Below are 26,415 nucleotides of genomic sequence, written 5' to 3'. Positions count from 1 at the left end.
AATGAAAAAATAGATTTTTGTAAAAATAAATTATTAATTCTTACTTTTAATTTTTTCATTTATAATGTGGTGGATGTAGCTCAGTTGGTTAGAGCACAGGATTGTGGCTCCTGGGGCCGTGGGTTCAAATCCCGTCATCCACCCCAATTAAAATTAATACTCCCTTAAATGGGAGTATTTTTTATTTTTTGTTTTTCTCCTCCTAATAGAGGAGTTTTTTTATTTTTTGAAAAATTTTACTAAAAAGAAGGAGAATTAAAAGATAAATAGAATATTTTTACTAAAGATACTATTTTTTTAATTAAATGAAAGCTATATCCTCTATAATTATTTATTAACTTATATATTATGAATAAGATGTAAATAAAAGTTAATAAATTTAATTTTAATGAAGGACAATCAAAAGATAAATAGAATAATTTTACTATAGATGATTAAAAATGGTTTTTTTGTAATAAACATGATATAAATATTTTATTTGTTGCTTATCTAATAAGTAATTATTTCAAAGTGGGGGAATTTAATAATGATAAAAAAGAAAAGATTAGGAGATATTTTAGTTGAGGCTGGATTTATAACTGAAGATCAGCTTAATCAAGCATTAAAAAAACAAAGAACAACAGATAGTCGTTTAGGTGAAGTATTAAAGAATATGGGTCTTATTAATGAAGAAGATGTAGTAGAAGCATTAGAATTTCAGCTGGGTATCCCCCAAGTTGATTTAAGTGATATCATAGTTGATCCTAAAATAGCTAAAGAAATTTCACAATCAATGGCTGAAAAACATAAAGCTATTCCCATAGAAAAAGAAGATAACACACTTACCGTAGCAATGGCTGATCCCTTGGATGTAATGGCAATTGATGATATTAGACTTAAAACAGGTTATGAAATAGATCCTGTAATTGCCTTAGAATCAGAACTTAATAGAGCTTTAAAGCAACATTTTGGCAATGAAGATTTAGTTAATGAGTTTGTTAGTGATATGGATGAAGGAGAACTTGAAACTGTAAGTGAGGAAGAAGTGGAAGAACTTAAAAAAATGGTTGATGAAGCTCCAGTTGTTAAATTAGCTAATAATATTATTCGTGATGGAGTAGAAACTACTGCCAGTGATATTCATATTGAACCTATGGAAAGTGAAGTAAGAGTTAGATATAGAATAGATGGTATTTTACACACTGAAATGAATATTCCTAAAGATATTCATGCTGCTTTGGTATCACGAATGAAGATTATGGCTGATTTAGATATTGCAGAAAGACGTGTCCCTCAAGATGGTAGAATTCAGATAATAGTTAATAGTAAAAAGATTGACTTGCGAGTTTCTACTTTGCCTACTGTAAGAGGAGAAAAAATTGTATTAAGAATTTTAGATAAAAGTAATTTGATGTTAGACCTAGATCAATTAGGGTTTTCTCCCCAGCATAAAACTATGTTTAGAAGGATGATTGATCAACCCCATGGTATGATTTTGATTACAGGTCCAACTGGTAGTGGTAAAACGACTACTCTATATTCTGCTTTAAGTACTTTAGATAATTCTGATGAAAATCTTATTACTGTTGAAGATCCAGTGGAATATAGATTAGAAGGCATTAATCAAGTGCAGACTAATCCTAAAGCAGGACTTACATTTGCTACTGGTTTAAGATCAATTTTAAGACAAGATCCGGATACAATTATGGTAGGAGAGATAAGAGATAAAGAAACTGCTGAAATGGCTGTGCATTCAGCATTAACTGGTCACCTTGTTTTTAGTACATTACATACTAATCATGCTGCTGGTGCTTTAACTAGATTAATTGATATGGGAGTAGAACCTTTTTTAGTAGCTTCCTCTGTTAGTGGAGTAATGGCACAAAGATTAGTAAGAACTATTTGTCCGAATTGTAAAGTTAAAGAGAGTGATCCGTTAGTAGATCCAGAACTAGAGGATTATTTAGGTATTGGCGAAGATAGTATTGAATTATATAAAGGTGTTGGGTGTAGAAAATGTAATGAAACTGGATATAAAGGTCGAACAGCAATTCATGAGATTTTAGAGATGATACCTAAAATCAAAGAGCTAGTAGTTAGTGGTGCTTCTGCTGAGCAAATAGAAGAAGCAGCTAAAGAAGATGAAATGGATACTTTAGAGACTTCAAGTTTACGTAAAGTCGGCAAAGGATTAACTACTATTGAAGAAGCTAAGCGAGTTACTAAGGTGCAATTAAGTTAGGAGTGAAAGTAATGAAATTAGTCAATATATTAAGAAGAGGAGTCAATGTTGGAGCTTCTGATATACATTTAACTGTTGGAATCAGGCCAATTATTAGAGTAAATGGTAGCTTAAATAAAGTGGGGAATGAAAAATTAACTCCTCAAGATTTAGAAAACTTTGTTCTTGAATTACTACCAAAAAATTCTCAAAAGAAAAGAGAATTGCAAAAAGAGGGACAAACTGATTTAGGTTACCAGTGGAATGAGTACCGTTTTAGAATTAATGTTTATTATCAACGGGGGAATCCTGCTATAGCATTTAGAATAATTCCTAATAAAATTCTATCATTAAATGAATTAGGGGTTCCAATGAAGGTTAAAGATGTTATTACTGAACCTCGAGGATTGTTTTTAGTAACTGGCCCAACTGGAAGTGGTAAGTCTACTACTTTAGCTGCTATGATTGATTTAATAAATAGCCAAGATGATAAACATATAATTACTTTAGAAGATCCGATTGAATATACTCATAGTCATGAGCAGTCGATTATTAATCAAAGAGCAGTAGGAGAAGATACAGATAGTTTTGCTGATGGATTAAGAGCTGCTTTACGACAGGACCCAGATATTATTATGGTAGGAGAAATGAGAGATTTAGAAACTATTTCTACTGCTATAACTGCAGCAGGGACAGGCCATTTAGTATTAGCAACCTTACATACTAATGGCGCTTCTGAAACTATTGATAGAATTATTGATGTCTTCCCACCACATCAGCAAAGCCAAATCAGAAGTCAGTTATCATTGACTTTAATGGGGGTCTTATCTCAGCAATTATTACCTACTATTGATGGGCGGAATAAAGTTTTAGCTACTGAATTGATGATGGCTAATTCAGCAGTTAGAAATCTAATTCGAGAAGGCAAAGTTCATCAAATTGAATCCGTAATGCAGACAGGTAAGCAAAGTGGGATGCATACTATGGATTATTCTTTGCGTGATCTTTATCGTCAAGGAAAAATAAATAGGGAACAAGCATTAACTAGAGCTTTAAATAGAGAAACTCTAGAGAGCTTAATTTGAAAAAGGAAGGTGATCTATTATCGCTCAACCACAATTATTTTATTATGAGGTTAGAACTAATCAAGGGGATAATTTAAAGGGGAAAATCCAGGCCGAGAATGAAAGATTAGCTGCCAACAAATTAAAAGATCAAGGATATTATATCACTAAATTGGAATTAGAAGAAAAAAAAGAAGGAATTGGAGAATTTTTCAAGAAGATTAAAGGTGTAGGTTTAGGTGACCTAGCAGTTTTTTGTCGGCAGTTTTCTACAATGATCAATTCTGGATTGTCATTAGTTAGGTCATTAGAGATTTTGGCCCAGCAAACTAGTAACTACAAATTAAAAGAAGCAACAATTTCAGTCCAAGATAATGTAGAAAGTGGAATGTCATTATCTAAAGCTTTAAAGCAAGAAAGTGATATTTTTCCACAGTTATTTACTAGTATGGTTGAAGCTGGTGAGACAGGTGGTTTACTTGGTGAATCTTTAGAAGAAATGGCTGATCATTTTGAAAATGAAAATGATTTAAAGCAAAAAGTTACTTCAGCTCTTGCTTATCCAGCAGTAATTTCTTTTGTTGCTATAGGAGTAGTAGCATTTTTAGTAATTGGTATCTTACCTACTTTTGTTAATATGTTTAATGATATGGATGTAACTTTACCACTGCCGACTAAAATATTACTAAACTTAAGTGGTTTTTTATCTGGAGTAGGTGGTATAGCAGTTTTAGGAATCATACTTGCAGCAATGTTGGCTTTATATCGTTATTATAAGACAGAGCAAGGAGAGCGATTAATTGATGGATTATTATTAAAAACTCCATTAATCGGGGATTTAATTACTAAAATTGCTGTAGCTCGTTTTACTAGTACTTTAGCAGTATTAATTGAAAGTGGAGTTTCAATTATTGATAGTCTAGATGTAGTTAGTAGAATAATGACTAATCGGATTATTGCTGATAGAGTGACTGAAGCAAGAGAAAGTATTAGTGAAGGAGAAAGTATAGCTGATCCTTTGGCTGCTAATGGTATTTTTCCTCAAATGGTGTTGCAGATGATTCGCGTAGGAGAAGAAACAGGAGCTTTAGCTCAAATGTTAGAAAAAGTAACTTATTTTTACAATCGGGAAGTGGAACACAGAATTGAAACTGTAGTCTCATTAATTGAACCAGCTTTAATTGTAGTCTTGGGTTTAGTAGTTGGTGGAATAGTAATTTCAATTATGTTACCGATGTTTAATATGATCGGTAGTATTTAAAGAGACGAGTTTATTAAGGAGGTGAAGAATTAAGAACAAAAGTTAAGATCTAATTTGTAATAATATTAAAAAATTCATTAAATTTTAGAGGGGGATGTACAAAATGATTAAGTTGAATGGAGAACAAGGATTTACTTTGATTGAATTGATGATTGTAATTGCGATTATTGGTATTTTAGCTGCTGTGGCAATTCCACAGTTGACAGGTGTAAGAGGTAAAGCAAATGTATCAGCAGTACAGAGTGAGTTCAAAAGTATTCAAACTTCAATGGAGATGTATTATATTGATAATGGTTCATATGCTACTGATTTAGCTGACTTGGCAAGTGGAGATTATGCTTCTACCGAACAAATACAAGATATGAATGGAACTGAATATGATGATGCTACGGGGGCTTCACTTACTGCAACTACTGGTGGAGGATATGAGTTGAAATATCCTGTTCCTAATACTTCTACAACAGTTACATTAAATGCTGATAATGGTGTTACAGTTACTAATTAATATAAATAAATTATAATAATAATTCTAAGAAGGTGGCGATTATAATTAATAAAGTTAAAGAAAAATTTGCTAGTGTATTTAGTTGTGAAGAAGGATTTACTTTGATTGAATTGATGATTGTAATTGCGATTATTGGTATTTTAGCTGCTGTGGCAATTCCACAGTTGACAGGTGTAAGAGGCAAAGCAAACGTATCAGCAGTACAGAGTGAGTTTAAAAGTATTCAAACTTCAATGGAGATGTATTATATTGATAATGGTAAATATCCAAATTCTTTAAGTGCTCTTCAAACTGGTGGATATGCTTCTAGTGAGCAAATTCAAGATATAAATAATACAGATTATGATAATGCTGGTAGTATTGCTAATGGTGGAGAAGGTAAACTGAGCAATCCAAATGGAGTTGCAGTAGATTATAAATTACAATATAATGTTCCTAATTCTGGCGGTACTATTGTTACATTAGAAACTAATAATGGTGTTACAGTTACTAATTAATTTATATAGTTACTCAGTGTATCTACACTGAGTAACTATAATATGTTGAAAATTGGAGGAATCAAATGCTAATACAAATCATAATATTTATTTTTGGATTAATGATTGGTAGTTTTTTAAATGTAGTAATTTATCGAATTCCTAATGAACAATCAATTACATTTGGAAGATCATATTGTCCTAATTGTGAAACACAGCTTAAATACTATGATTTAATACCAGTAGTTAGTTTTTTATGGACTACAGGACAGTGTCGGTATTGTGAAGAAAAAATTTCGTGGCAGTATCCAGTGGTAGAATTATTAACTGCTTTTTTATTTTTGGGTTTATATCTAAAATTTTCTTTAACTGTAAAACTTGGGGTCTTGATGCTGTTGATTAGTTTATTAATAGCAAGCAGTATAATAGATTTACAATTGCAGATTATTCCTAATAAAATAACTTACTTTGGTATTATTATTGGTCTTATATTTAGTCTAATCTTCAATTATATTTCTATTAAGTTAGCTTTGTTAGGATTATTGATTCCAGCTGGGTTTTTATTATTAATTGCCGTAATTACTAAAGGCGGAATGGGAATTGGGGATGTTAAGTTTGCTGCTATGATTGGAACTTTTATTGGCCCCAAATTGACTTTGCTTGGTATTTTCTTAGGTTCTTTGTTGGGTTCAATAATTGCTTTGTTTTTATTATTAGCAGGCAAGAAGACTCGTAAATCTAAATTGCCTTTTGGACCGTTGATTGCTCTAGGGACAATAATTATGATTTTTTATGGTCAAGTGATTATTGATTGGTATTTGAGATTAATTATGTAAGTATATCAATCAGTTGTGGAGGTAGTGATATGAAAAAAGAAGATGGATTTACTATTATTGAAATTGTTGTAGTAGTTGCAATTTTAACTGTTTCTTTACTTACTATAGCTAGTACTTTTGTTTATAATTTCAAAGCGACTGTAAAAAATGAAAAGTCAGCTCAAGCTTTATCGTTTGCTAAACGAATTAGCGAAGATATCAAATCTGTAAGTATAGATATGGTAAATAATGAAGGCTACGATCGTACTAATTATAGTGATGAAACAGAAACAGGTGCATTTAGCCCTACTCATATTCGGATGAGATTGAATGGATACTATAGTAATTTTAATGATATAATAGCTAGCTTAAATAGTGATGACGATGGGAATAGTTCTGATGCATTTGAAAAATTAGCAGATAACTTAGGTATTAATGGCGCGAATAATATTTTTATAAAAAAAGAGAATATGATGGCAGTAGTTAAAATCGAAGAATATAAAAAGAGAGATAGTGATGGTGATCTAGTTAAAGATAGTAGTGGCAATGAAATAGAAATTAAGGAAATAAAAACAGTAAGTATAGAAGTTAAATACTTGGATCGGTCTAATAATATGCAGCAGAAACAGTTATCAACTTTAATTACACGTCGTTAAATTTAATAGAAGGTGATTATATGTTTAATCATTATCAGAATATTTACAATTCAGAAGAAGGATTTACTATTGTAGAGATGTTTATCAGCATGGCGCTATTTGTGTTGCTTTTATCGGGGGTTGGGACTATGTTTATAAGTTCTTTGAATTCAGCTCAAATAACTGAAAATAAGAGTTTGTTGAAGAGTAAAAGTCAGATTATTATGGCAAGATTAGGTAAAGACTTGCGCGGTGCTGCTGAAATAGCTAATCAATCTGATACTTGGCCCAATAATGAATTATGTTATAAATTTGACTCAGACTTAGATAATAATATTGATCATGTAGGGAGATATCATTTTGACCCGAATACTAATTCTTTAATATCTTATCAGCGCTTTAATTCTTCTTATCCCAGTGATTGGAGTAGTCATTTAGAAAAGCAATTTATTGCTGGGGATAAAATAAAAATAGTAAGACAAAAAGATAATAATGGCAATAAATTAGATGTATTTAGTTATGATAGTGATTTGAAGCTATTAAAGATTAGATTTACTTTGCTTTATACTCACAAAAAATTACAAATCACTTATTCCGTTAATGATAGTATTAAGTTAAGAAATGTAGGTAATTTTGATTGGTAGATTTAAGAAAAAGTGGAGTGGGGTGATTAATTTGAAAGACCAAGAAGGGGCAGTATTCATGATAGGGCTGATGATTATTATTGTTTTAGTTCCTATTGGAATCGTAGTTTCTAATAATGTGATCACTGGAATTAAGGCAACAAATCAGGTTGAAGAACAAACTAAAGCCTTAAGTGTATCAGAATCTGGTTTTGAAATAGTGATGTATGATTTGATGGATAAACTTAGTACAGTCAATACTGTATCTGGTGCTATACATTCTATTCCTGATATTACTAGTTTGCCAGCAGTAGGTAATGGAACTTGGAGTAGCTATCATGAAAATTTAGGTTTTAAAAATGGGAAGTATAAATATAAGTTAGAGCAATATCAAACTGGACCTAATAATGGATTAGTGAAACTAAGTATTCAAGGAAAATATAAAGATGTTACTCAAAAAATTGCAGCTAGTGTTTACCCCGGAGGAAGTATTACTGATATTATTGATCGTTATAAGTTACATTTAGTAGCTGATGATATTGAGTACCCGTGGGTAAAAGAATTTACTGAATGTAATAGTTGGAATTTTAATAAAAATAATTTGATTAAGATGAGAAATATGATCAATCTCTTTGATTTTGAAGCTTTTAAGACAGCAGCTAAAAATTCTTCAAGACAGAGATATTTTGAAAATTTAACTGGTCAACTTTCTGGGAATGCAGGGGGAGAAAATATATTTCAGAGGGTATATAGTAAGAAAGGTGCTGGTTCGGAATGGGAACCTGAAGATAGAGATCGTATTTTAGGTGAATATAGGTCTTCTGGTTGGTGGGGAGGTTATTATGATGGAGATTATTGGGAAAATGTTTTCGGTAAAGAGCCTCCATTGCCCCCGGCTGTAGAGGATTTGCCTGAAGGAGCTCCTAAAGCTAATTTGCCTGGTGGTATCTTTTATCTAGACCCTGAAGATCAGGGGTTTCAATTAGAATTAGGAGAATACAATTTAGTAGGTCCTCAAGATGATCCGACAGTGATTGTTTTAGAAGGAGATATGTCTATTAGTGATTTTGAAAGAAATAGTATTAAAAAGCTAAGTAATATTTATTTTGTAGTTAAGGGACAAGTGGAATTTACTGGAAGACACCGTAATGAATTTAAGGATCTGCAAACAGAAAATAGTTTTATCTATTCAGCTAAAAACTTCAAATGGAATGTAGTAGATGAAGATACAGGGGAAAGAGAGAAAGCAATTGATTATGGTGATGGAAGACCAGGTGTTGGCTCTATACATGATAAAAGACCAGCAATTAGTGGGTCAATAACTAATAATTATTTTCATGGGCCGATCTTAACTTCTGGAGCTGTTGATGTAGGAGGAATGAAAGAGGAACCTGAAAAAAATCCAAAATATGATCCAGATTTTAGTCAAGCTAGAGAGGATGTAGATAAGACAAGATTAGCAATGGTTTGGGAAGCTTTAGAAGCTGGTTTAAATGATCAAGCCGGAACTATTTATCCTAGAGTTATAAATTGGACTGAAAAATAATTTTGAGGAGGTGACAGATGAGAGTAATAGTTAATTATAACTAATTAATAATGATTTAACTAACTAATAAGTGAGGTGAGCTGATTGGGTTTATTTAATGAAGTAAAGAAAAAATTTAATGGTATTTTTGAAGAAGAAGTAATTGGTTTAGATATTGGCGAAGAGTCAATTAAAATTACAGAAGTTGATACTAGTTGGGGAAAGATTGGTCTTAATAATTTACAGATTTTGAAGACTCCTCAAGGATTAGTGAAGGATGGTGAATTAGTAGATATAGATGGCTTAGCTAGTACAATAGAACAAGCTCTGGATGATGGAGAATTTAGTGCTAATAAGGTTGTAACAGCAGTAAGTGGGGAACAAGTGATTAGTAGAACAGTTGAAGTACCAAATCTTGATGAAGATCAGCTGCAAGAGACTGTAAGATGGGAAGCTGAAGACCAACTGCCAGTAGAAGTTGATGAAGTGGTTTTAGATTATGAGTTATTAGGAGAAACCCCTAATGGGCAATATCAATTATTGTTAATTGCAATTAAGAAAAACTTAATTAATAAATATCTAAAATTATTTAATAAGCTAGATTTAATTCCAGTAGCAATTGAAACTGAACCAATTGCTATAGCTAGAACAGTTGACAAATTATATTTAAGTCCTACCATCTGTGTGATTGATGTAGGGGTCAAAACAACTGATATTTCAATAGTTAGTAAAGATAAGCTATTGTTTAGTCGAACAGTAAGTATGGGTGGGCAAAGTATTACTAAAGAGGTATCTGAAGCTCATAATTTAACTCTAGAAGAGGCAGAAAAATATAAAAAAGAGAATAATTTATTTACTGAAGCTGAGCCTAATTTTATTTTGAAGAATTTAACTACTGCAATTTATCGCTCTTTAGACTATTTCCAAGTGAAAAATACTAATAATGATATTGAAAAAATAGTATTAACTGGTGGTGGAGCAAATCTAGCCGGATTTGATAGACATCTAACTCAAGAATTTGGGGTAAAAGTAGAAGCATTAGGATTATCTGATCGTTTGAGTATCAAGAATAGTAATTTGAGCGGTTATAATTTAGACGAAGCTGCTCAATTATTAGGTGTAAGTATTGGCTTGTCTTTAAGAAAGGAGGAAACAGAATGATAAATTTATTACCTCCTGAGTATAAACGGAAAGGATTATTTGACCTTCCTAAACAGTGGTTATTGCTTGGAGGAATAGCTATTATAGCAGTTATTTTAGTAGTAGTATATAGTTATACTAGCTTAATTGTTGATGAAAGGATTGCTACAAAAAAGTTAACTATTGCTGAAAATAAACTCAGTAATTTAAGAACGGAATTAAAAACAATTAAAACCTTAAAACAGAAAAAAGAACAAGTAGAAACACAGTTAGAAGAAAAGAAAGAAATTTTAGGAACTAAATTGGAAATAACTCCTATTTTAAATTCTTTACAAAAGTTAGTATCTAATGATAGTTGGATCGTTTCTTTTAATTCACTAGGCAAAAATCAATTTGAATTTATAGGTTATGCTGTTGATAATCGAGAAATTGGTGAGTTGTTTAAAAAGTTAAAAGCTTCCCCAAAATTCATGGATATTTCTATTGATTTAGTAAAGCAAAGAGAATTAGATAAAAAACAGTACAACAAAAGTAAAATTGTTTATTATAGAATTACGGGCAAATTAGCTAATAAGGGGGGAACTAGTAATGATCAATTGGAATGAGATTAGTAATCGAGAAAAAATTCTGCTGATTATTTTAGGGGTAGCAGCAATCTCTATTTCATTTTACATTTTTTTATATAAACCTAAGTCAGATGCTGTAGCAGATATAAATAATGATTTAGAGCAAACTGTTTCTAGTATTAAACAAAATCAGGATGTATTAAGAAGAAAAGAAGAATTGAAACGAGCTTATAAGGAAAAATTAGTGAAATTAGAGAAGAATGACCAAGACCAAGCAATTAAAATTGGTCAAAAGAGTGACTTAGTTGTAAAAATAAATGAATTAATAGATGAGACTGGTGTTAATTTAAACACAATGGAATCAATTAAGAATTATAAAACTGAAAGTCAAAAGTATGGTTATACTAAAATGCCGATCAGAATTCAGGTTAGCGGCGATTATAATAATATGCTTAATTTTGTAAATAAAATTGAAAAATTAAAGTATTTAATAAAAGTCGATACATTAAATTTGAATTCTAATTTAGAAGCAGGGATTGCTAATAACAATGAATCCGAAGCAGAAATCAATGTTCAAATCAAATTAGTAGCCTTTGCTACTGATGATGTCCAGGGGAGGTGAGTTAGTTGAAATTGCAGACAAATAATAATCAACAGCCAGCAGTATTTAGGGAAAATGCTCCTATAGTTATTATTATTTTAAGTATTTTTATTGTAGGGGTGATAGCTATTGGTGTTTGGAGTTATTTAGAGATGACAACTAGTGAACAAACAGTTAATCAATTTGAAAAAGAAGTTGCGGGATTAGTGAGTAATGTAAATGAAAAACCTGCTAAAGCAAATAAAGATAGTAAGGAAGTAACTGAAGAGAAAGAAGTTAAAACTTTAGCTGCTCAGTCTAATCCGTTTCAATCACCATTAAAAAGGGTAAAAAAAGCAAAGAAACCTACAAATAATAAGAGTACTAAAAATAGAAATAATCAATCTACGAAAGAGAATAAGAAAGAAAAAGTTAAAAAGAGAATTGCTAGTAAAGTTAGAGTGTTAGGGTTATTAGGAGGGCCGGGAAAAAGATTAGCGATTATTGGTATAGATAAAGATGTGCAAATAGTTAAACCTGGTGATAGAATTAAAAGTTTAATCATTAAAGATATAAATCAAAAAAGAGTAGTTATAGAAGAATACGGGAAAGAACTAACTTATACTTTTGGGGGTGGGCAAGATTAATATCAAACGGAGCTTAATTACAGTTTTTATATTGATGGTGTTAATTGGTTTAGTAGGTGGAAATGTTGCTGCTCAGAAAAATGATATTGATTTGAATTTTCAATCAGTACAATTAAGAGATGCTTTTAGAGCTCTAGCTGATGTAGCAAATATGAATATTGTGACAGATAGTTCAGTGAAGGGAAAAACTACTGTTCATTTAGAAAACATTTCCTTTCGAGAGGCGGTAGACTTGTTAGCAAAAAGTAGCGGACTAGATTATAGAATTGTCAATAATACTATTTTAGTTGCTGCACCTGGAAAATTAGAAGAAGGTTTTGGAAAAAAAGTAACTAGAGTATTTAAAATGAAGAATAGTGATCCAAGTGAGGTAAAGAAAAGTATTAATTTATTAGTTAATGATAAAGCAATTCGAGTTGATAAAAGAACTAAGAGTTTAATAGTAACTACTTATCAGAGCAAACTACCAGAAATTGAGAGTACTATTAAACAGCTTGACCAGGAAAAACTACAAATAATCATTCAAGCGAGAGTAGAAGAAATAAGTCATGGCGGTCTAGAAAGATTAGGTGTGGATTGGAATTTTCAAAAGTTAACTGCCAATGGGAATAGTGCTACTATTGTAGATAGAAGCGAGGATAATAATGTTCCTAGTTCAGAATCTAATATATCTACTATTTCTGATAATATTAGTCTTAATTATTTAAGCATAATTAATATGTTAGAAAATAATGATGAAGCAACTAATTTGGCTAATCCTCAGATCACTACTGTAGAAGGTAAATCAGCAACTATTGATATAGGTAGTCAATATCCAATTGTAAAACCTGGTGGCGATGGTAAGACTGAAGTTGAGTTTAAAGATATTGGAATTAGTTTAGATATTACGCCTCAAATAACTGAAAATAATAAAGTTTATATGGATGTTAAACCAGAAACTAGTATAGTTGCTGATACTTTTGAGACAGCAGATAATATTACCTATCCAATTATTGATACTAGAAAAGTTGAAACTAATGTACGAGTAGCAAGTGGAGAAACAATTGCTATTGGAGGCTTGATCACTAAAGAAGAAAGAGAAAATATGAAAAAAGTTCCATTTCTAGGTGACTTGCCTTTGTTCGGTAAAATGTTTAGCAGTAAAAAAACTGAAACAGAAAAAACCGAATTAGTTATTTTCTTAACTCCAAAAATTGTGGAATCAACTACGAATAATACGAATACTGAAAAAATAGTTAAACCATTCACTTATAAAGTAAGAAACGAGGTTAGTATTTGGGATATTGGTAATTTGTTTGATATTTCTTTTGCTAAAATTCTTGAATATAATAATATTCAATATGTAAGTGATTTAAGAATTGGTCAAGAAATTAAAATCCCAGTTCCTAAAGAGCGTTATTATGAAGTTCAATCTGATGATAGTTTAGTTAAATTAGCAGAAAAATACGATGTAGACGTTAATGATATTAAAGAGATTAATAATTTATCTTCTTTGAAAGATAAAACTGGTACTAAAATTGTATTACCAGCTGAGGTTAATTAATATTTAAAAAATTAATCAGGATAGAAATTAGTATATTGAATATAAAAGTGTGTTTTTTAATAATACTAGCCCAAGTTGGCTAGTATTATTTTATGTCAAGTAATTTTTTACTCTCCTAGAACTAGTCCAGGATATATGTTATAATTGGAATAGTCAAAGGAGGTAACAAAAATGTGGATGTTTATCATTTCCTTAATAATTGGAATTTGTATTGGATATTTTAATTTATTACCGAATCAAATAACTGATTTGGCTCATTATTTGATTTTAGGAGGATTATTTGTTTTATTATTTATTATGGGGTTTGAAATTGGTAATAATGATAAAATATTAAATAATTTAAATCAAATAGGATTAGAAGCCATTTTATTAGCAGGAGGATCAATTGCAGGTAGTTTGATTATGATTTATGTTTTTCATTCTTATTTGGGGGAGGAAAAATAGATGTTAGTAGCAATTATTGCAGTAATTATTTTTGGTATTTTAACTGGTTATTTCAGTAATCCGGGTTTTTTAATACATAATTTAGATTTCATTTCGACATTTTGCTTAGCTGTGTTATTATTAGGAGTAGGAATTGATTTAGGCTCTAATCAACAGGTGATTGATAAATTAAAAAAGTTGGGATGGAAAGTACTTTTAATTCCCATTTTAATTGCTATCGGCAGCATTGTAGGGACAAGTATTGTAGGTGTTGTTTTAGATTTGTCTCTAAATGAATCTAGTGCTATAGGTGCTGGGTTTGGTTGGTATAGTTTATCTGGTGTTATATTAACTAAAATTTATAGTACTGATTTAGGCATATTAGCATTTTTGACTAATGTTTTTCGTGAGGTTTTTGCTATTATTTTAATCCCACTATTAGCACAGTGGAAGAATGAAATTATTGTTGTTGCCCCTGGAGGAGCAACAACAATGGATACTACTTTACCCCTGATTTCAGAAAGTGTGACGGAAAAAGAGGTAGTAGCAATTGCTTTTATTAGCGGAGCAGTATTATCTTCTTTAGTACCTATCTTGGTACCTTTGTTGATTAAGATTTAAATAGTGAGCCGATCCAACTGAAAGGGGGAGGTAATTTAAATCCGCCTCCAAAGGCTTTTAGATTTTTTTCCTCTCCCCGAGACCAGGTGAATAAAAAATCAATTTTCATAGGACTTACCCCCTCATTAAGTTGACTTATTATTAATTTATGTTTCAAGGATTAAAAAGTTACTTTTTATTAAAAAAAAGATATAAGAGGGAAAAGTTGTTATTTGATAATAGTCATGTAATAATAAGCAGGACTTTGGGGGTTGATGTAGAATAAATAAACATTGAGGTAAATAAGAATTATACTTGGGTAATAAATGAGATATAATAAAAACAACTACTATTAAAGGGAGTTAATTATGGATTTTGAACATGAAGCAGTTTTATTAACTGAAGTAATTGATAATTTAAAAATTAAAGAGCAAGGAATTTATGTAGATTGTACAATTGGAGGAGCAGGTCATTCTAAAGAGATTGCTCAGCATTTAAATTCTGAGGGCCAAATAATTGGCATTGATCAAGACCAAGCGGCTATTGAAGCAGCGGCAGAAAATTTGAGCGCTACTGCTCCTAAAATAGATCTGATTAGAGATAATTATAGTAATTTGGACACTATATTGAGAGAATTAGATATTGCAGAGGTTGATGGCTTTTTATTTGATTTAGGAGTATCTTCACACCAATTAGATGAACCTGAACGAGGTTTTAGTTATCGTTATGATGCACCGTTAGATATGAGGATGGATCAGCGTCAGGAACAGACAGCAGCTGATATAGTTAATAATTATAGTAAGAAACAGTTAACTGAGATAATAAGCGAATATGGAGAAGAAAATTGGGCACAACGCATTGCAAGTTTTATAGTAGAGCAGAGAAAAGAAGAAACAATTGAAACTACTTTAGAACTAGTAGAGCTAATAAAAAATGCTATCCCTGCAAGTGCAAGAAGAAGTGGGGGACATCCTGCTAAAAGGACTTTTCAAGCTCTACGCATAGCTGTTAATAATGAATTGGAAATTATCGAAACTGCTATTAAAGATGCGGTAAATAAATTGAAAGTTGGGGGGAGAATTTGCATTATTAGTTTTCATTCTTTAGAGGATAGAATTGTTAAGCATACCTTTAAAGATTTAGCGCAGGATTGTATTTGCCCACCTAAGATGCCTGTTTGTGGTTGTGATGAAGAAGCTGAGATAAAAATAATCACTAAAAGTTCTATAACTGCTTCTGAAGAAGAATTAGAGGAAAATTATAGGGCGCGAAGCGCTAAGCTGCGAGTTGCAGAGAAAAAATAAAAGTTCTAAAGTCGAAGGCAGGTGAATAAGGTTGCTAATGAGAAGTGAAAAGTTACAAGATTATAGTGGTAGTCAATATAGCCGGTCTCAAAATCGATTAAGTACTAACTCTTCCAATAAAATTACTAATTCCAAGACGATGTTAATGATTATTTTTATTATATTTGTAATTGTATTATTTTTTATTATGTATATTAATCAGTATGTTCAACTATCAAGAAAGAGTTTTATGGTCGAAAAATTAGAGGATAAAAAAAGAAAATTAGAATCTAAAAAAGAGCACTTGCAATTAAAAATTGCTAAGTTAAAATCTTTAGAGCGAGTTGAAAGAATTGCTAAACAAGAACTAAATATGGAGCAACCAGATAATATAAATTATATCGTAATTAATGCCAAGGAAGAAAGTGAAGGAAGGAAGTCAAGAGAAAAAACAAAAATGACTAAGAATCAAGAGAGTAATAAAAAAAATAAGTTATCGCTTAATTTAGAAGAAAAAGTAGAAAACTGGGTTAAAGATTTAACTACAGTACAAGCAGGGACATTAAAAAAAGAATGAGTATAGAATGAAGAGCAAAGAGTGAGGTGGTAACAATAAATAAATTAAGTGTAACTGTACGCAAGCGTATTTTTGTTTTATTTATTCTTGTTCTTATATGTAGTGTATTATTAGGGCTTCGTACAGCTTGGGTACAGGTATTCCATAATAATAAATATCAGAACAAGGCTTTAGAGCAGAGATTAAGGGAAGTAAAAGTAGAACCTAAACGGGGAATCATTTATGATAGAAATAAGGTGGAATTAGCTGTTAGTGCTAGTTCTGATACAGTAGTAGCTGCTCCAAAAGATATAGATAATCATCAGCAAGTAGCACAGCAGTTAAGCAAAATTTTAGATATGTCTAAAAGTGAGATTCATCAGCGGATTACTAAAAATGCTAGTGCTGTTTATGTAGAGCGAAAAATTAGTGAAGAACAGACAAAGCAGATTCAACAATTAGATTTAGATGGGATTTATTTTACTGAGGAAAGTAAACGTTTTTATCCTAAAGGTAATTTGGCATCCCATCTGTTAGGATTTGCTGGTGTAGATAGCCAAGGTCTGCAGGGGATAGAATATTATTATGACCGTTATTTGCGAGGAGAGCCGGGTAAAATATCAATTGAAAATGATGCCATTGGGCGTAAAATCCCTAATGGAATCAAAGATTATGTTGCTCCAGATGATGGTACTAATGTACATTTAACAATTGACCATGTATTACAATACATTACAGAAAGAGAATTAGATAAAGCAATGAAAGAGCATGATGCTCAAGCAGCAACTATTATTATGATGAATCCGGAAACTGGAGGAGTGTTGGCTTTAGCTAATCGACCAACGTATAATCCTAATCAGTTTACGGAATATTCAGCAGAGTTATGGCGTAATAGAGCTATTTCTGATACATATGAACCAGGCTCTACTTTTAAAATAATTACTGCTTCTGCTGCTTTAGAAGAAGGAGTGGTACATCCTAATGATAAGTTTTATTGTCCTGGTCATATAGAGGTTGCCGGACAAACTATTCATTGTTGGAAAGAAGGAGGACACGGAAAGCAGACATTTTCCGAAGTAGTAGAAAACTCTTGTAATCCTGGTTTTGTGCAAGTAGGAGAAAGAGTTGGCACAGAAAAATTTGATAACTATATTCGCGCCTTTGGCTTTGGCAAAAAGACAGGAATTGATTTACCTGGTGAAGCTAAAGGTTTATTGTATTCTTCAAATAATATTGGTCCAGTGGAATTAGCAACTATTTCTTTTGGACATGGAATTAGTGTTACTCCTATGCAGTTAATTACTGCTATTTCAGCAGTAGCTAATGATGGACAATTATTAGAACCTCATTTAGTGAAAGAAATAGTAGAGAAGGATGGTAGTTTAATAAAAAAAATTGAACCGCAACTAGTAAGAAAAGTTATTTCTAATAAGACAGCAGCAACTGTGAGAAAGTTGTTAACTGGTGTTGTAGAAGAGGGGTCAGGGAAAAAGGCTAAAGTAAAAGGTTATAAAATTGGTGGTAAGACGGGAACTGCGAAACATTATGGTAAGAAATTGTATGATGCTTCATTTGTAGGGATGTTACCTGCAGATGATCCCAAGTTAGTAGCTTTAGTAGTGATGTATGGAGTTGATAGTTATCCTTATTATGGTTCTCAAGTGGCCGCTCCTATTTTTCATAATGTGGTGAAAGATGCAGTGCGCTATTTAGAACTTCCGCCAGGAAATGATTCTAAAGAAGAAGAAGAAAAAACAGAAAGCGTTGAACAAGTCAAAGTACCTAATGTCAAAAATATGACTTTAGATAAAGCTGAGGAAGTATTGATAGAACGTGGTTTAGAAGTTAAGCTAGAAGGGCGTGGGAATAAGATTATTGAGCAAGTTCCTAAAGCAGGAGTGATAGTCAATGAAGCTAGTACTGTTATTTTATTCTTTTCTGGTAATGAGGATCGTAAAGATAATTATCAAGTAACGGTGCCTAAATTGAAAGGATTGAAGTTATCAGAAGCAAGAGATTTATTAGGAGATCTAGGACTGCAGATAGAAATTAAAAGCCGGGGTAATGTAATAAGTAAACAGAAACCAAACCCAGGACTTACTGTAGGTTCTGAAGATAAGATAAAAGTATGGTTAAGCTATTAAAAGGGGGCGATGCTAATTAAATTACAAGAATTAATTGCAGAATTAGAAATTAATAATACAAGTGGTGATTTAACTACTAAAATTACGGGGATTGCCTATGATTCTCGTGAGGTAGAAAAGGGTTTTTTATTTGTTGCCATTAGTGGATTCGAAACTGATGGACATAAATATATTGCAGATGCAATTGCTAATGGAGCACAAGCAGTTATAGTAGAAAAGGAAGTTGAAGATGTAGATATTCCTATGATAAAAGTGAATGATAGTAGAGCTGCTTTAGCAAAAGTAAGCGCTAAGTTTTATGATTATCCTGCTGAAGAGTTGACAGTTGTAGGAGTAACAGGTACTAATGGTAAAACTACTACTACTTATTTAATTGAAGGAGTATTAAATAATTTAGGATTGGAGACTGGATTAGTAGGTACGATAAAAAATAAAGTAGGTCATAAAGAAGAATCATCGAGTCGAACTACTCCTGAGTCACTTGATTTACAGCGGATGTTTGCTGAAATGTTAGAAGATGGAGTGACTCATGTAGTAATGGAAGCTTCTTCTCATGCTTTAGCTTTAGATAGAGTACTAGAAATTGATTTTGATCGAAAAGTATTTACTAATTTAAGTCGTGACCATCTTGATTTCCATGAGAATTTCGAACAGTATTTAGCTGCTAAATTAAAATTATTTAAATCAAATGATAAGCCATCAATTATTAATATTGATGATTCTAGAGCAGATAAAATTTGTAGTGAGATAGAAGGTGAGGTAATTAGTTACGGTATTGAAGGAGAATCTGATTTTAGTGCTGATAATATTGCAGTTACTGCTCAGGGTGTAAAATATGATTTATTAACTGCTGATGATAGATTAGAAATTAAATTGAATTTAACTGGTCAATTTAATGTTTATAATTCTTTAGCTGCTATAGCTACAGTTGCTAGCTTAGATTTTTCTTTAGCAGATATTAAGGCAGGTATAGAAAAGATTAGCGGCGTACCAGGAAGATTTGAATTAGTACAAGAGGGCCAAGACTATGGTGTGATTGTTGATTATGCTCATACGCCTGATGGAATGGAAAATGTGTTAAAGACTGCTCATGAATGTAGCGATAGAGATGTGATTGTAGTATTTGGATGCGGCGGAGACCGTGACCGTAAGAAGAGGTCGATGATGGGCCAATTAGGGGTCAATGAAGCTGATTTTGCAGTTGTAACTTCTGACAATCCGCGGAGTGAAAATCCAGTTGATATAATTGCTGAAATTGAGACGGGTATTAAAGACTTAGAGCGAGATGCTAGTGAAGAATATATAGTTATTGAAGATAGAGGAGCAGCAATTGAAGCAGCAGTTAATCGAGCTCTGTCGGGAGATGTAGTGCTGATTATTGGTAAAGGTCACGAAACTTATCAAGATTTTGGTGACCGCGTTATAGACTTTGATGATCGCGAACAAGCGCGAAACGCTATTAAGAATAGTAGCTGGTAGTGAGATTAGGGAAAATAACTGTATATAGATTGCGGAAACACAGCAATTTGCAAAATGTATTGTATATTTAGTGTGTAGAGTGATGAGCATTAAATTTAAGCGCTGTGTGCTACACGGAGAGTTTTGTATGTTTAAAACTCGTAGACTGTTAATAAGCCCAAAAGTAAAGAGAATGGGGCTGCACGGAGAGTCTTTTAATTCTAAGACTCGGAGGGAGAAAAGAAATAAGAAAAAGACAAAAGGAAAAGAGATAGTAAAATTAAAAAAGTAGTGATAAGTAAAGAAAATCTGCTTTTAATATGGGAGTGAAAAGGGTGAAAGCATTAAGTCTAATTGAAATTGCTGATGCTGTAGATGGTGAAATAAATAACAAAGTAGAATTAACTATAGATAGTATTTCTACTGATACTCGCCAATTAGAGTCAGGTGATTTATTCATAGCTTTAATTGGGGAAAATTTTGACGCTCATGATTTTTTAGAGCAAGCTTTTGCTAAAGGAGCTAAAGCTGCAGTTGTTTCTGCTGATAAAGATTATAGTATTGACCAACCGTTAATTAAAGTTGAAGATACAACTAGAGCTTTACAGGATTTAGCTGCTTATTATTTACAACAATTTTCTCTTCCTGTGATTGCTGTGACAGGTAGTACTGGAAAAACAACTACTAAAGATCTAATTGCTTCTGTAGTGGGGCAAAAGTATAAAACTTTAAAAACTCAGGGTAACTTTAATAATGAGATTGGTTTACCTTTAACTTTATTTCGTTTAGATGAAAGTTATGAAGCAGTAGTTTTAGAAATGGGAATGAGAGGTTTAGGTGAAATTGATCAATTAACAGAGATAGCCCCACCTGATATAGGGGTTGTTACTAATGTAGGCAAAACTCATATTGAATTATTAGGTTCAATTGATAATATTGCTCAAGCTAAATCAGAGTTAGTGCAGAGTTTAGATAGTACAGGTGTGGCTATTTTAAATGCTGATGACCAGCGAGTTAAGAATATGGCACAGCTCACTACTGCTGATATAATTTATTATGGTATAGAAGCTAAAGCAGACCTTAAAGGAGGAAACATAAAAACCTTAGCGCAGCAAGACCAGGTCTTTTTTGAACTTTTTGGAGCTGGAGAAAAGACTGAAGTTATTTTGCCTATGCCTGGAGAGTATAATGTATATAACGCTTTAGCGGCAGCAGCAGTAGGATTAGAATTGAGACTTGATTTAGAGCAAATTCAAGTTGGACTATCTAATGCTTCGCTAACAGAAAAACGAAATCAAATTTTGAGTACTGCAGCAGGGATTAAGATTATTAATGATACTTACAATGCTAATCCTACTTCAGTTAGAGCAGGTCTTAAAACATTGAGTCAGATATCTGAACAAAGAAAGATTGCAGTCTTAGGAGATATGCTAGAGTTGGGAACTGTAGCTGAAGATGAACATTATAAATTAGGTGCTGTTGTAGCAGCAGAAGGAATAGATTATCTTATTACTATTGGTGATTTAGCTGCTGAAATTGCTAGAGGGGCAGAAGATAATGGAGTAGATAAAAGTAAAATTTTTACATATAATAACAAGGAGAATCTAGTAGTTAAGTTGAAGAATATAATGAAGGCTGATGATACTATTTTAGTCAAAGCTTCGCGAGGAATGAAATTAGAAGAAATAGTGGAATCAATAAGCTAAGGAGTGAAAAGGAAATGGTTGAATTAATATATGCAGCAACAATTTCATTTTTAGTATGTATTATTACAGGACCTTTTTTAATTGAATGGTTTAAACACTTAGAGTTTGGTCAACAAATTAGAAAAGTTGGCCCAGAAAGGCATCTGCAGAAAGCAGGCATTCCGACTATGGGCGGAATTATTATAATTTTAGCAGTTTTAATTTCCACTTTAGTTATGGCTGATTTAACTTTAGAAATTATTTTAGCTTTATTTGTGACTATAGGTTATGGGGTTTTAGGGTTATTAGATGATTCAATTAAGATAATTATTGGTCGCTCTAAAGGATTAAGTGGTTGGCAAAAGATTGTGGGGCAGGTAGTTATTGCATTTATTTTAGCCTGGTTAGTAGTAACTCAATTAGATATAGGAACTATAATAATTGTTCCTTATTTAGACCAAACTATTAATTTAGGGCAGTGGTTTATTCCTTTCGTTATCTTAGTAGTTGTAGGTTCTTCTAATGCTGTTAATTTAACTGATGGTTTAGATGGATTAGCTTCAGGTGTGACAATTATTGTGACCATTACTTATGCCTTTATTGCTTTTGAATTTGGGGCATTACAATTATCTATTTTTGCTGCTGCTATTGCAGGAGCTTGTCTTGGTTTTTCTTGGTTTAATAGTCATCCTGCTCAAGTATTTATGGGAGATACAGGTTCTTTAGCTTTAGGAGGAGCTTTAGCTTCCATAGCAGTTTTGACTCAAACAGAATTGTTATTGATGATTATTGGTGGAGTTTATGTTATTGAGGCAGTATCTGTAATGATGCAAGTTACTTATTTTAAATTAACAGGTGGGCAGAGGATTTTTAAAATGAGTCCCATTCATCATCACTTTGAGGAAGAAGGTTGGGAAGAAGCTAAAATAGTGATTAGATTCTGGATTTTGGCAGTTATACTTTCATTAGTAGGGCTGCTTGGATTATCAAGTATCGGTTAGAAAGGAGCAAATTATGAATTTGGAAAATAAATTAGTTACTGTAGTAGGATTAGGAATGAGAACAGGAATAGAAGTAGTTAAATTTTTAGCTCAAAAAAATGCAAAAATAATAATTACAGATGCTAAAGAAGAGAATGAACTAACTGAAGAATTAGATGCTTTAGAAGAATATGAATTTCAATTAGATGTAGGCGGTCATAGTCTTGAATTGATTTTAGAATCAGATTTAATAGTGGTAAGTCCTGGTGTTCCTGCGGATATTCCTTTGCTACAGCAAGCGGAGGAAAAGGAAATAGAGATAATTGGAGAGATTGAACTTGCCTATCGTTTTGCTTCAGCGCCGCTGGTGGGAATTACTGGTACAAATGGTAAAACTACTGCTACTACTTTGTTAGGTGAAATAACTGAAGATTTAAATAGAAACGTAACTGTGGGAGGAAATATTGGTCGTGCTTTAATTAAGGATTTACCAAATCTAGAAGAAGAAGATTTAGCAATAGCTGAAATAAGTTCTTTTCAGTTAGAATGGGTAAAAAAATTCAAAACAAAAATTTCTGTAGTATTAAATATTACCCCTGATCATTTAAACCGCCATGCTGATTTTGATGAGTATATTAATGCTAAAAAGAGATTAGTTACCCAGCAGCAAGAAGATGATTATGCTATTTTAAATTATGATGACCAGATTGTAAGAAATTTTGCTGATGATACAAAGGCTGAAGTTATTTTCTTTAGCCGCAAAGAAAAGGTAGAAGGTGGGGTTTTTGTTAAAGATGGATGGATTATTAATGATTTAGATTATCAAGGAGAACAACTAATTGCTGTAGATGATTTAGGATTAGTTGGCCCTCACAATTTAGAAAATATTTTAGCAGTAGTAACTTGTGCTTTATTGTTAGGAATAGCAAAAGAAGATTTAATTGCCACATTAAAATCATTTACAGGGATTGAACATCGTTTAGAAAAGTTTGCTACCATTGAAGGTGTTACTTATATTAATGATTCTAAAGCAACTAATCCTGCTGCAGCGATTAAAGGACTACAGTCTTTTTCTGATTCAGTGATTTTAATAGCTGGGGGCATGGATAAAAATTCCGATTTTGCTGATTTTGCTAGTGAAATTCCACAGCGGGTTAAATCTTTGCTTTTATTAGGGGAAACAGCACCTGAAATTGAAGCAGAAGTTAAAAAGTTAAATTATAATAATTTTTTACATGTAGATAGTATTGCAGAAGCTGCAGAAAAGGCTTATACCTTAGCTGAAGAAGGTGATGTAGTATTATTATCTCCTGCTTGTGCTAGTTGGGATATGTTTAGTAGTTATAAAGAGCGGGGGAACTTATTTAAAGCAGCAGTTAATAATTTAAGGGGGAAGTAGCATGAAAGCAAAAAATCCTGATTGGATAGTTTTTTTTGCAGTTGTAAGTTTAATGGGCTTTGGCATAATTATGGTCTTTAGTGCTACTTCAGTGACTGCTTATCAAAAGTATGATGATAGCTTTCATTTTTTAAAACGACAAGTTATTTGGGTCGCTTTAGCCTTAGGAGTTATGTTTTTTTTAATGCGCATTGATTATCATAAATGGTTTAGTACTATGTGGCATCCTATAGGTTATTTGCTCTTTAGTTTAATCTTGCTTGGGGCGGTATTAGTTTTTGGAGTAGAGATTAATGGTTCTAAACGATGGCTTAGTGCAGGGGGAATTAATTTCCAGGTATCTGAAATTGCTAAATTGGGTATGGTTATGTTTACGGCGTGGTATTTAGATAAGTGGAAAGATCATATCCGTAATTTTTTCGTAGGTTTATTTCCTATCTTAACTATTTTAGCAGTAGTTTGTGTTTTAATTTTAATGGAACCTGATTTAGGAACTACAGCGGTGATTGGAGCTACCTGTTTTGTAATGTTATTTGCAGCCGGAGCGCGAGTAATTCACTTAGGAAGTTTAGTAGCTGCTAGTGCACCTTTGGCTGTTTATGCTATGTTAAGTGAGCCTTATCGACGCAAAAGAATTTTTGCTTTTATTAATCCTTGGGAAGACCCACAGGGAACTGGATTTCATATTATTCAATCTTTATATGCCTTAGGTTCGGGCGGTTTATTTGGAGTAGGTTTAGGACGGAGTCGACAGAAATTTTTCTACTTACCAGAGCCAGGAACGGATTTTATCTTTTCAGTTTTAGGAGAAGAATTAGGTTTAGTGGGAACTTCGATTGTGATTGGGCTTTATTTTTTATTAGCCTGGCGGGGTTTGATGATTGCTTTGCGAGCTCAAGATTTGTTAGGTTCAATGTTAGCTGTAGGGATTACAACTATGATTACTTTACAGGCTATAGTTAATATGGGAGTTGTAACTGGATCTTTGCCGGTTACAGGTATTACTCTACCTTTTATAAGTTATGGAGGATCATCTTTGGTATTTATGGCAATTGGAATTGGATTATTATTAAATATTTCTCGCTATAGTAATCAATAATAAAAAGTGGAACTGATTAACTGCTATACTGTTTTACTATTAATATTGGGTTGGGAGTGTTAGGCATGAAAGTGATAATTTCTGGTGGTGGCACTGGTGGACATATTTATCCTGGTTTAGCAGTTGCTAGAAGTTTAGAAGAAAAAATAAATGATATAGAGATTTTATTTGTAGGAACAGCAGATGGTTTAGAAGCTGATATTATTCCTAAAGCTGGGTATGAGTTGAAGACAATTAAGGCGGAAGGGTTTTCACGTCAGTTATCTCTACAATTAATCAAGGCAGTGACTAAAACCGGAATAGGAGTTTTAGAATCTTATCGAATTTTAAAAGAATTTGGCCCTGATTTAGTATTGGGAACTGGTGGTTATGTCTGCGGGCCAATTGTTTTAGCAGCAGCTTTACAAAACATACCTACTGTAATCCACGAACAAAATGCTTACCCGGGTCTTACTAATCGTTTATTAGCTAAAGTGGTAGATAAAGTTGCTTTAAGTAATCAAGCAGCTGAAGATTATTTTAAAGCTAAGGATAAATTAACGGTAACTGGTAACCCTATCCGACCAGAAATTTTGGCTAAGCAAGAATCTATAGCTTATCAGGAGTTAAATTTAAAGCCAGAGCCAAAAACTATTCTTGTTTTTGGCGGTAGTAGAGGAGCTAAAAGTATTAATCAAGCTTTAGTAGGTATTTATAAACAATTAGAGAAATTAGATATACAATTGCTTCATGTAACTGGCAAGAAAGATTTTGAACGGATAGCCACTGAAGCAGAGGAATTAGGAATAAATGATTTTGAAAGTGGGAAAATTAGAATTAAGCCCTACTTATATAACATGGAAGCCGCATTAGCAGTAGCTGATATGGTTATTTCCCGAGCGGGAGCAACTGGTTTGGCTGAAATTACTGCTTCAGGTTTACCGGCTATTTTAATTCCTTATCCTTATGCTACAGATAATCATCAAGAACATAATGCACGCGCTTTAGAAAAAGCGGGAGCAGCTAAAGTTATTATCGATGATAATTTAACTGCTGATAGGTTATGGTCTGTATTAAAAGTTTTATTAAATGATGAAGATAAATTGGCTGCAATGAGTAAAGCTAGCTTAGCTGCTGGTGAACCACAGGCAGCAGAAAAATTGATTAATGAAATGATGGTATTAAGCCGTAATTAGCTCTGAGCGCTAAACTATGAGCAATAAAAGCAT

General features: G+C 32.4%; 25 protein-coding genes and 1 tRNA gene. All 26 read left to right on the top strand.

Features of this window, described 5'->3' with window-relative positions; genetic code table 11:
* Positions 1-69 precede the first annotated feature (69 nt).
* The 26 genes from JOC47_RS13905 to murG all read left to right on the top strand — a co-directional run bounded on the left by JOC47_RS13905 (position 70) and on the right by murG (position 26,382).
* Positions 70-146: transfer RNA gene (locus JOC47_RS13905), tRNA-His, on the top strand.
* A 380-nt stretch (positions 147-526) separates the two neighbouring features.
* Positions 527-2,221, top strand: a complete 1,695-nt coding sequence (gene gspE / locus JOC47_RS13900; RefSeq protein WP_204702884.1) for a type II secretion system ATPase GspE — start codon at positions 527-529, stop codon at positions 2,219-2,221.
* Between the two features lie 11 nt (positions 2,222-2,232).
* Positions 2,233-3,285, top strand: coding sequence for a type IV pilus twitching motility protein PilT (locus JOC47_RS13895; protein ID WP_204702882.1), 1,053 nt, complete (start codon positions 2,233-2,235; stop codon positions 3,283-3,285).
* Positions 3,286-3,301: 16 nt separating this feature from the next.
* Entirely contained in the window at positions 3,302-4,525 is a 1,224-nt protein-coding gene (locus JOC47_RS13890; RefSeq protein WP_500683578.1) for a type II secretion system F family protein, read from the top strand.
* Positions 4,526-4,628: 103 nt separating this feature from the next.
* The gene (locus tag JOC47_RS15820; RefSeq protein WP_275579437.1) at positions 4,629-5,030 is read left to right on the top strand and encodes a type IV pilin protein; all 402 of its coding nucleotides are present in this window, start codon (positions 4,629-4,631) and stop codon (positions 5,028-5,030) included.
* A 32-nt stretch (positions 5,031-5,062) separates the two neighbouring features.
* Positions 5,063-5,527: a prepilin-type N-terminal cleavage/methylation domain-containing protein gene (locus JOC47_RS13880; protein WP_204702880.1), complete on the top strand. Its 465-nt coding sequence runs from the start codon at positions 5,063-5,065 to the stop codon at positions 5,525-5,527.
* Positions 5,528-5,592: 65 nt separating this feature from the next.
* Entirely contained in the window at positions 5,593-6,342 is a 750-nt protein-coding gene (locus JOC47_RS13875; RefSeq protein WP_204702878.1) for a prepilin peptidase, read from the top strand.
* A gap of 29 nt (positions 6,343-6,371) precedes the next feature.
* Positions 6,372-6,977, top strand: a complete 606-nt coding sequence (locus tag JOC47_RS13870) for a prepilin-type N-terminal cleavage/methylation domain-containing protein (RefSeq protein WP_204702876.1) — start codon at positions 6,372-6,374, stop codon at positions 6,975-6,977.
* Positions 6,978-6,997: 20 nt separating this feature from the next.
* Positions 6,998-7,600 carry a PilW family protein gene (locus JOC47_RS13865; RefSeq protein WP_204702874.1) on the top strand — a complete coding sequence of 201 codons (603 nt, stop codon included), beginning with the start codon at positions 6,998-7,000 and terminating at the stop codon, positions 7,598-7,600.
* 31 nt (positions 7,601-7,631) lie between these two features.
* Positions 7,632-9,125: a hypothetical protein gene (locus JOC47_RS13860; RefSeq protein WP_204702872.1), complete on the top strand. Its 1,494-nt coding sequence runs from the start codon at positions 7,632-7,634 to the stop codon at positions 9,123-9,125.
* 84 nt (positions 9,126-9,209) lie between these two features.
* The gene (pilM, locus tag JOC47_RS13855; protein WP_204702870.1) at positions 9,210-10,265 is read left to right on the top strand and encodes a type IV pilus assembly protein PilM; all 1,056 of its coding nucleotides are present in this window, start codon (positions 9,210-9,212) and stop codon (positions 10,263-10,265) included.
* Positions 10,262-10,849 (top strand): PilN domain-containing protein, encoded by a 588-nt coding sequence (locus JOC47_RS13850; RefSeq protein WP_204702868.1) that lies wholly within the window; start codon positions 10,262-10,264, stop codon positions 10,847-10,849. Before pilM ends, JOC47_RS13850 begins: the two co-directional genes overlap by 4 nt.
* Positions 10,833-11,432 (top strand): type IV pilus inner membrane component PilO, encoded by a 600-nt coding sequence (locus tag JOC47_RS13845; RefSeq protein WP_204702866.1) that lies wholly within the window; start codon positions 10,833-10,835, stop codon positions 11,430-11,432. The genes JOC47_RS13850 and JOC47_RS13845 overlap by 17 nt, the downstream gene beginning before the upstream one ends.
* A gap of 5 nt (positions 11,433-11,437) precedes the next feature.
* Positions 11,438-12,037 (top strand): hypothetical protein, encoded by a 600-nt coding sequence (locus JOC47_RS13840; RefSeq protein ID WP_204702864.1) that lies wholly within the window; start codon positions 11,438-11,440, stop codon positions 12,035-12,037.
* Entirely contained in the window at positions 12,024-13,580 is a 1,557-nt protein-coding gene (locus JOC47_RS13835) for a secretin GspD/PilQ domain-containing protein (protein ID WP_204702862.1), read from the top strand. Before JOC47_RS13840 ends, JOC47_RS13835 begins: the two co-directional genes overlap by 14 nt.
* Before the next feature lie 171 nt (positions 13,581-13,751).
* Positions 13,752-14,024, top strand: coding sequence for a LysO family transporter (locus JOC47_RS13830; protein ID WP_204702860.1), 273 nt, complete (start codon positions 13,752-13,754; stop codon positions 14,022-14,024).
* Positions 14,025-14,624 carry a LysO family transporter gene (locus JOC47_RS13825; RefSeq protein ID WP_204702859.1) on the top strand — a complete coding sequence of 200 codons (600 nt, stop codon included), beginning with the start codon at positions 14,025-14,027 and terminating at the stop codon, positions 14,622-14,624.
* A 347-nt stretch (positions 14,625-14,971) separates the two neighbouring features.
* Positions 14,972-15,907 (top strand): 16S rRNA (cytosine(1402)-N(4))-methyltransferase RsmH, encoded by a 936-nt coding sequence (gene rsmH, locus JOC47_RS13820; RefSeq protein ID WP_204702856.1) that lies wholly within the window; start codon positions 14,972-14,974, stop codon positions 15,905-15,907.
* Between the two features lie 37 nt (positions 15,908-15,944).
* The gene (gene ftsL, locus JOC47_RS13815) at positions 15,945-16,463 is read left to right on the top strand and encodes a cell division protein FtsL (protein WP_204702854.1); all 519 of its coding nucleotides are present in this window, start codon (positions 15,945-15,947) and stop codon (positions 16,461-16,463) included.
* A 26-nt stretch (positions 16,464-16,489) separates the two neighbouring features.
* Positions 16,490-18,586 (top strand): stage V sporulation protein D, encoded by a 2,097-nt coding sequence (locus JOC47_RS13810; protein WP_338035357.1) that lies wholly within the window; start codon positions 16,490-16,492, stop codon positions 18,584-18,586.
* 9 nt (positions 18,587-18,595) lie between these two features.
* Positions 18,596-20,065: a UDP-N-acetylmuramoyl-L-alanyl-D-glutamate--2,6-diaminopimelate ligase gene (locus JOC47_RS13805; RefSeq protein ID WP_204702852.1), complete on the top strand. Its 1,470-nt coding sequence runs from the start codon at positions 18,596-18,598 to the stop codon at positions 20,063-20,065.
* A 314-nt stretch (positions 20,066-20,379) separates the two neighbouring features.
* Positions 20,380-21,750, top strand: a complete 1,371-nt coding sequence (locus JOC47_RS13800; protein WP_204702850.1) for a UDP-N-acetylmuramoyl-tripeptide--D-alanyl-D-alanine ligase — start codon at positions 20,380-20,382, stop codon at positions 21,748-21,750.
* Positions 21,751-21,764: 14 nt separating this feature from the next.
* Positions 21,765-22,730 carry a phospho-N-acetylmuramoyl-pentapeptide-transferase gene (mraY, locus tag JOC47_RS13795; RefSeq protein ID WP_204702848.1) on the top strand — a complete coding sequence of 322 codons (966 nt, stop codon included), beginning with the start codon at positions 21,765-21,767 and terminating at the stop codon, positions 22,728-22,730.
* A gap of 13 nt (positions 22,731-22,743) precedes the next feature.
* Positions 22,744-24,108 (top strand): UDP-N-acetylmuramoyl-L-alanine--D-glutamate ligase, encoded by a 1,365-nt coding sequence (gene murD, locus JOC47_RS13790; protein ID WP_204702846.1) that lies wholly within the window; start codon positions 22,744-22,746, stop codon positions 24,106-24,108.
* A 1-nt stretch (position 24,109) separates the two neighbouring features.
* Positions 24,110-25,207 (top strand): putative lipid II flippase FtsW, encoded by a 1,098-nt coding sequence (ftsW, locus tag JOC47_RS13785; RefSeq protein WP_204702844.1) that lies wholly within the window; start codon positions 24,110-24,112, stop codon positions 25,205-25,207.
* 65 nt (positions 25,208-25,272) lie between these two features.
* Positions 25,273-26,382 carry an undecaprenyldiphospho-muramoylpentapeptide beta-N-acetylglucosaminyltransferase gene (murG, locus tag JOC47_RS13780; RefSeq protein ID WP_204702842.1) on the top strand — a complete coding sequence of 370 codons (1,110 nt, stop codon included), beginning with the start codon at positions 25,273-25,275 and terminating at the stop codon, positions 26,380-26,382.
* Positions 26,383-26,415 lie beyond the last annotated feature (33 nt).

Source organism: Halanaerobacter jeridensis, assembly GCF_016908315.1.
GTDB classification, from domain to species: Bacteria; Bacillota; Halanaerobiia; order Halobacteroidales; family Halobacteroidaceae; genus Halanaerobacter; species Halanaerobacter jeridensis.
This window is presented reverse-complemented; position numbering and strand designations above follow the sequence as displayed.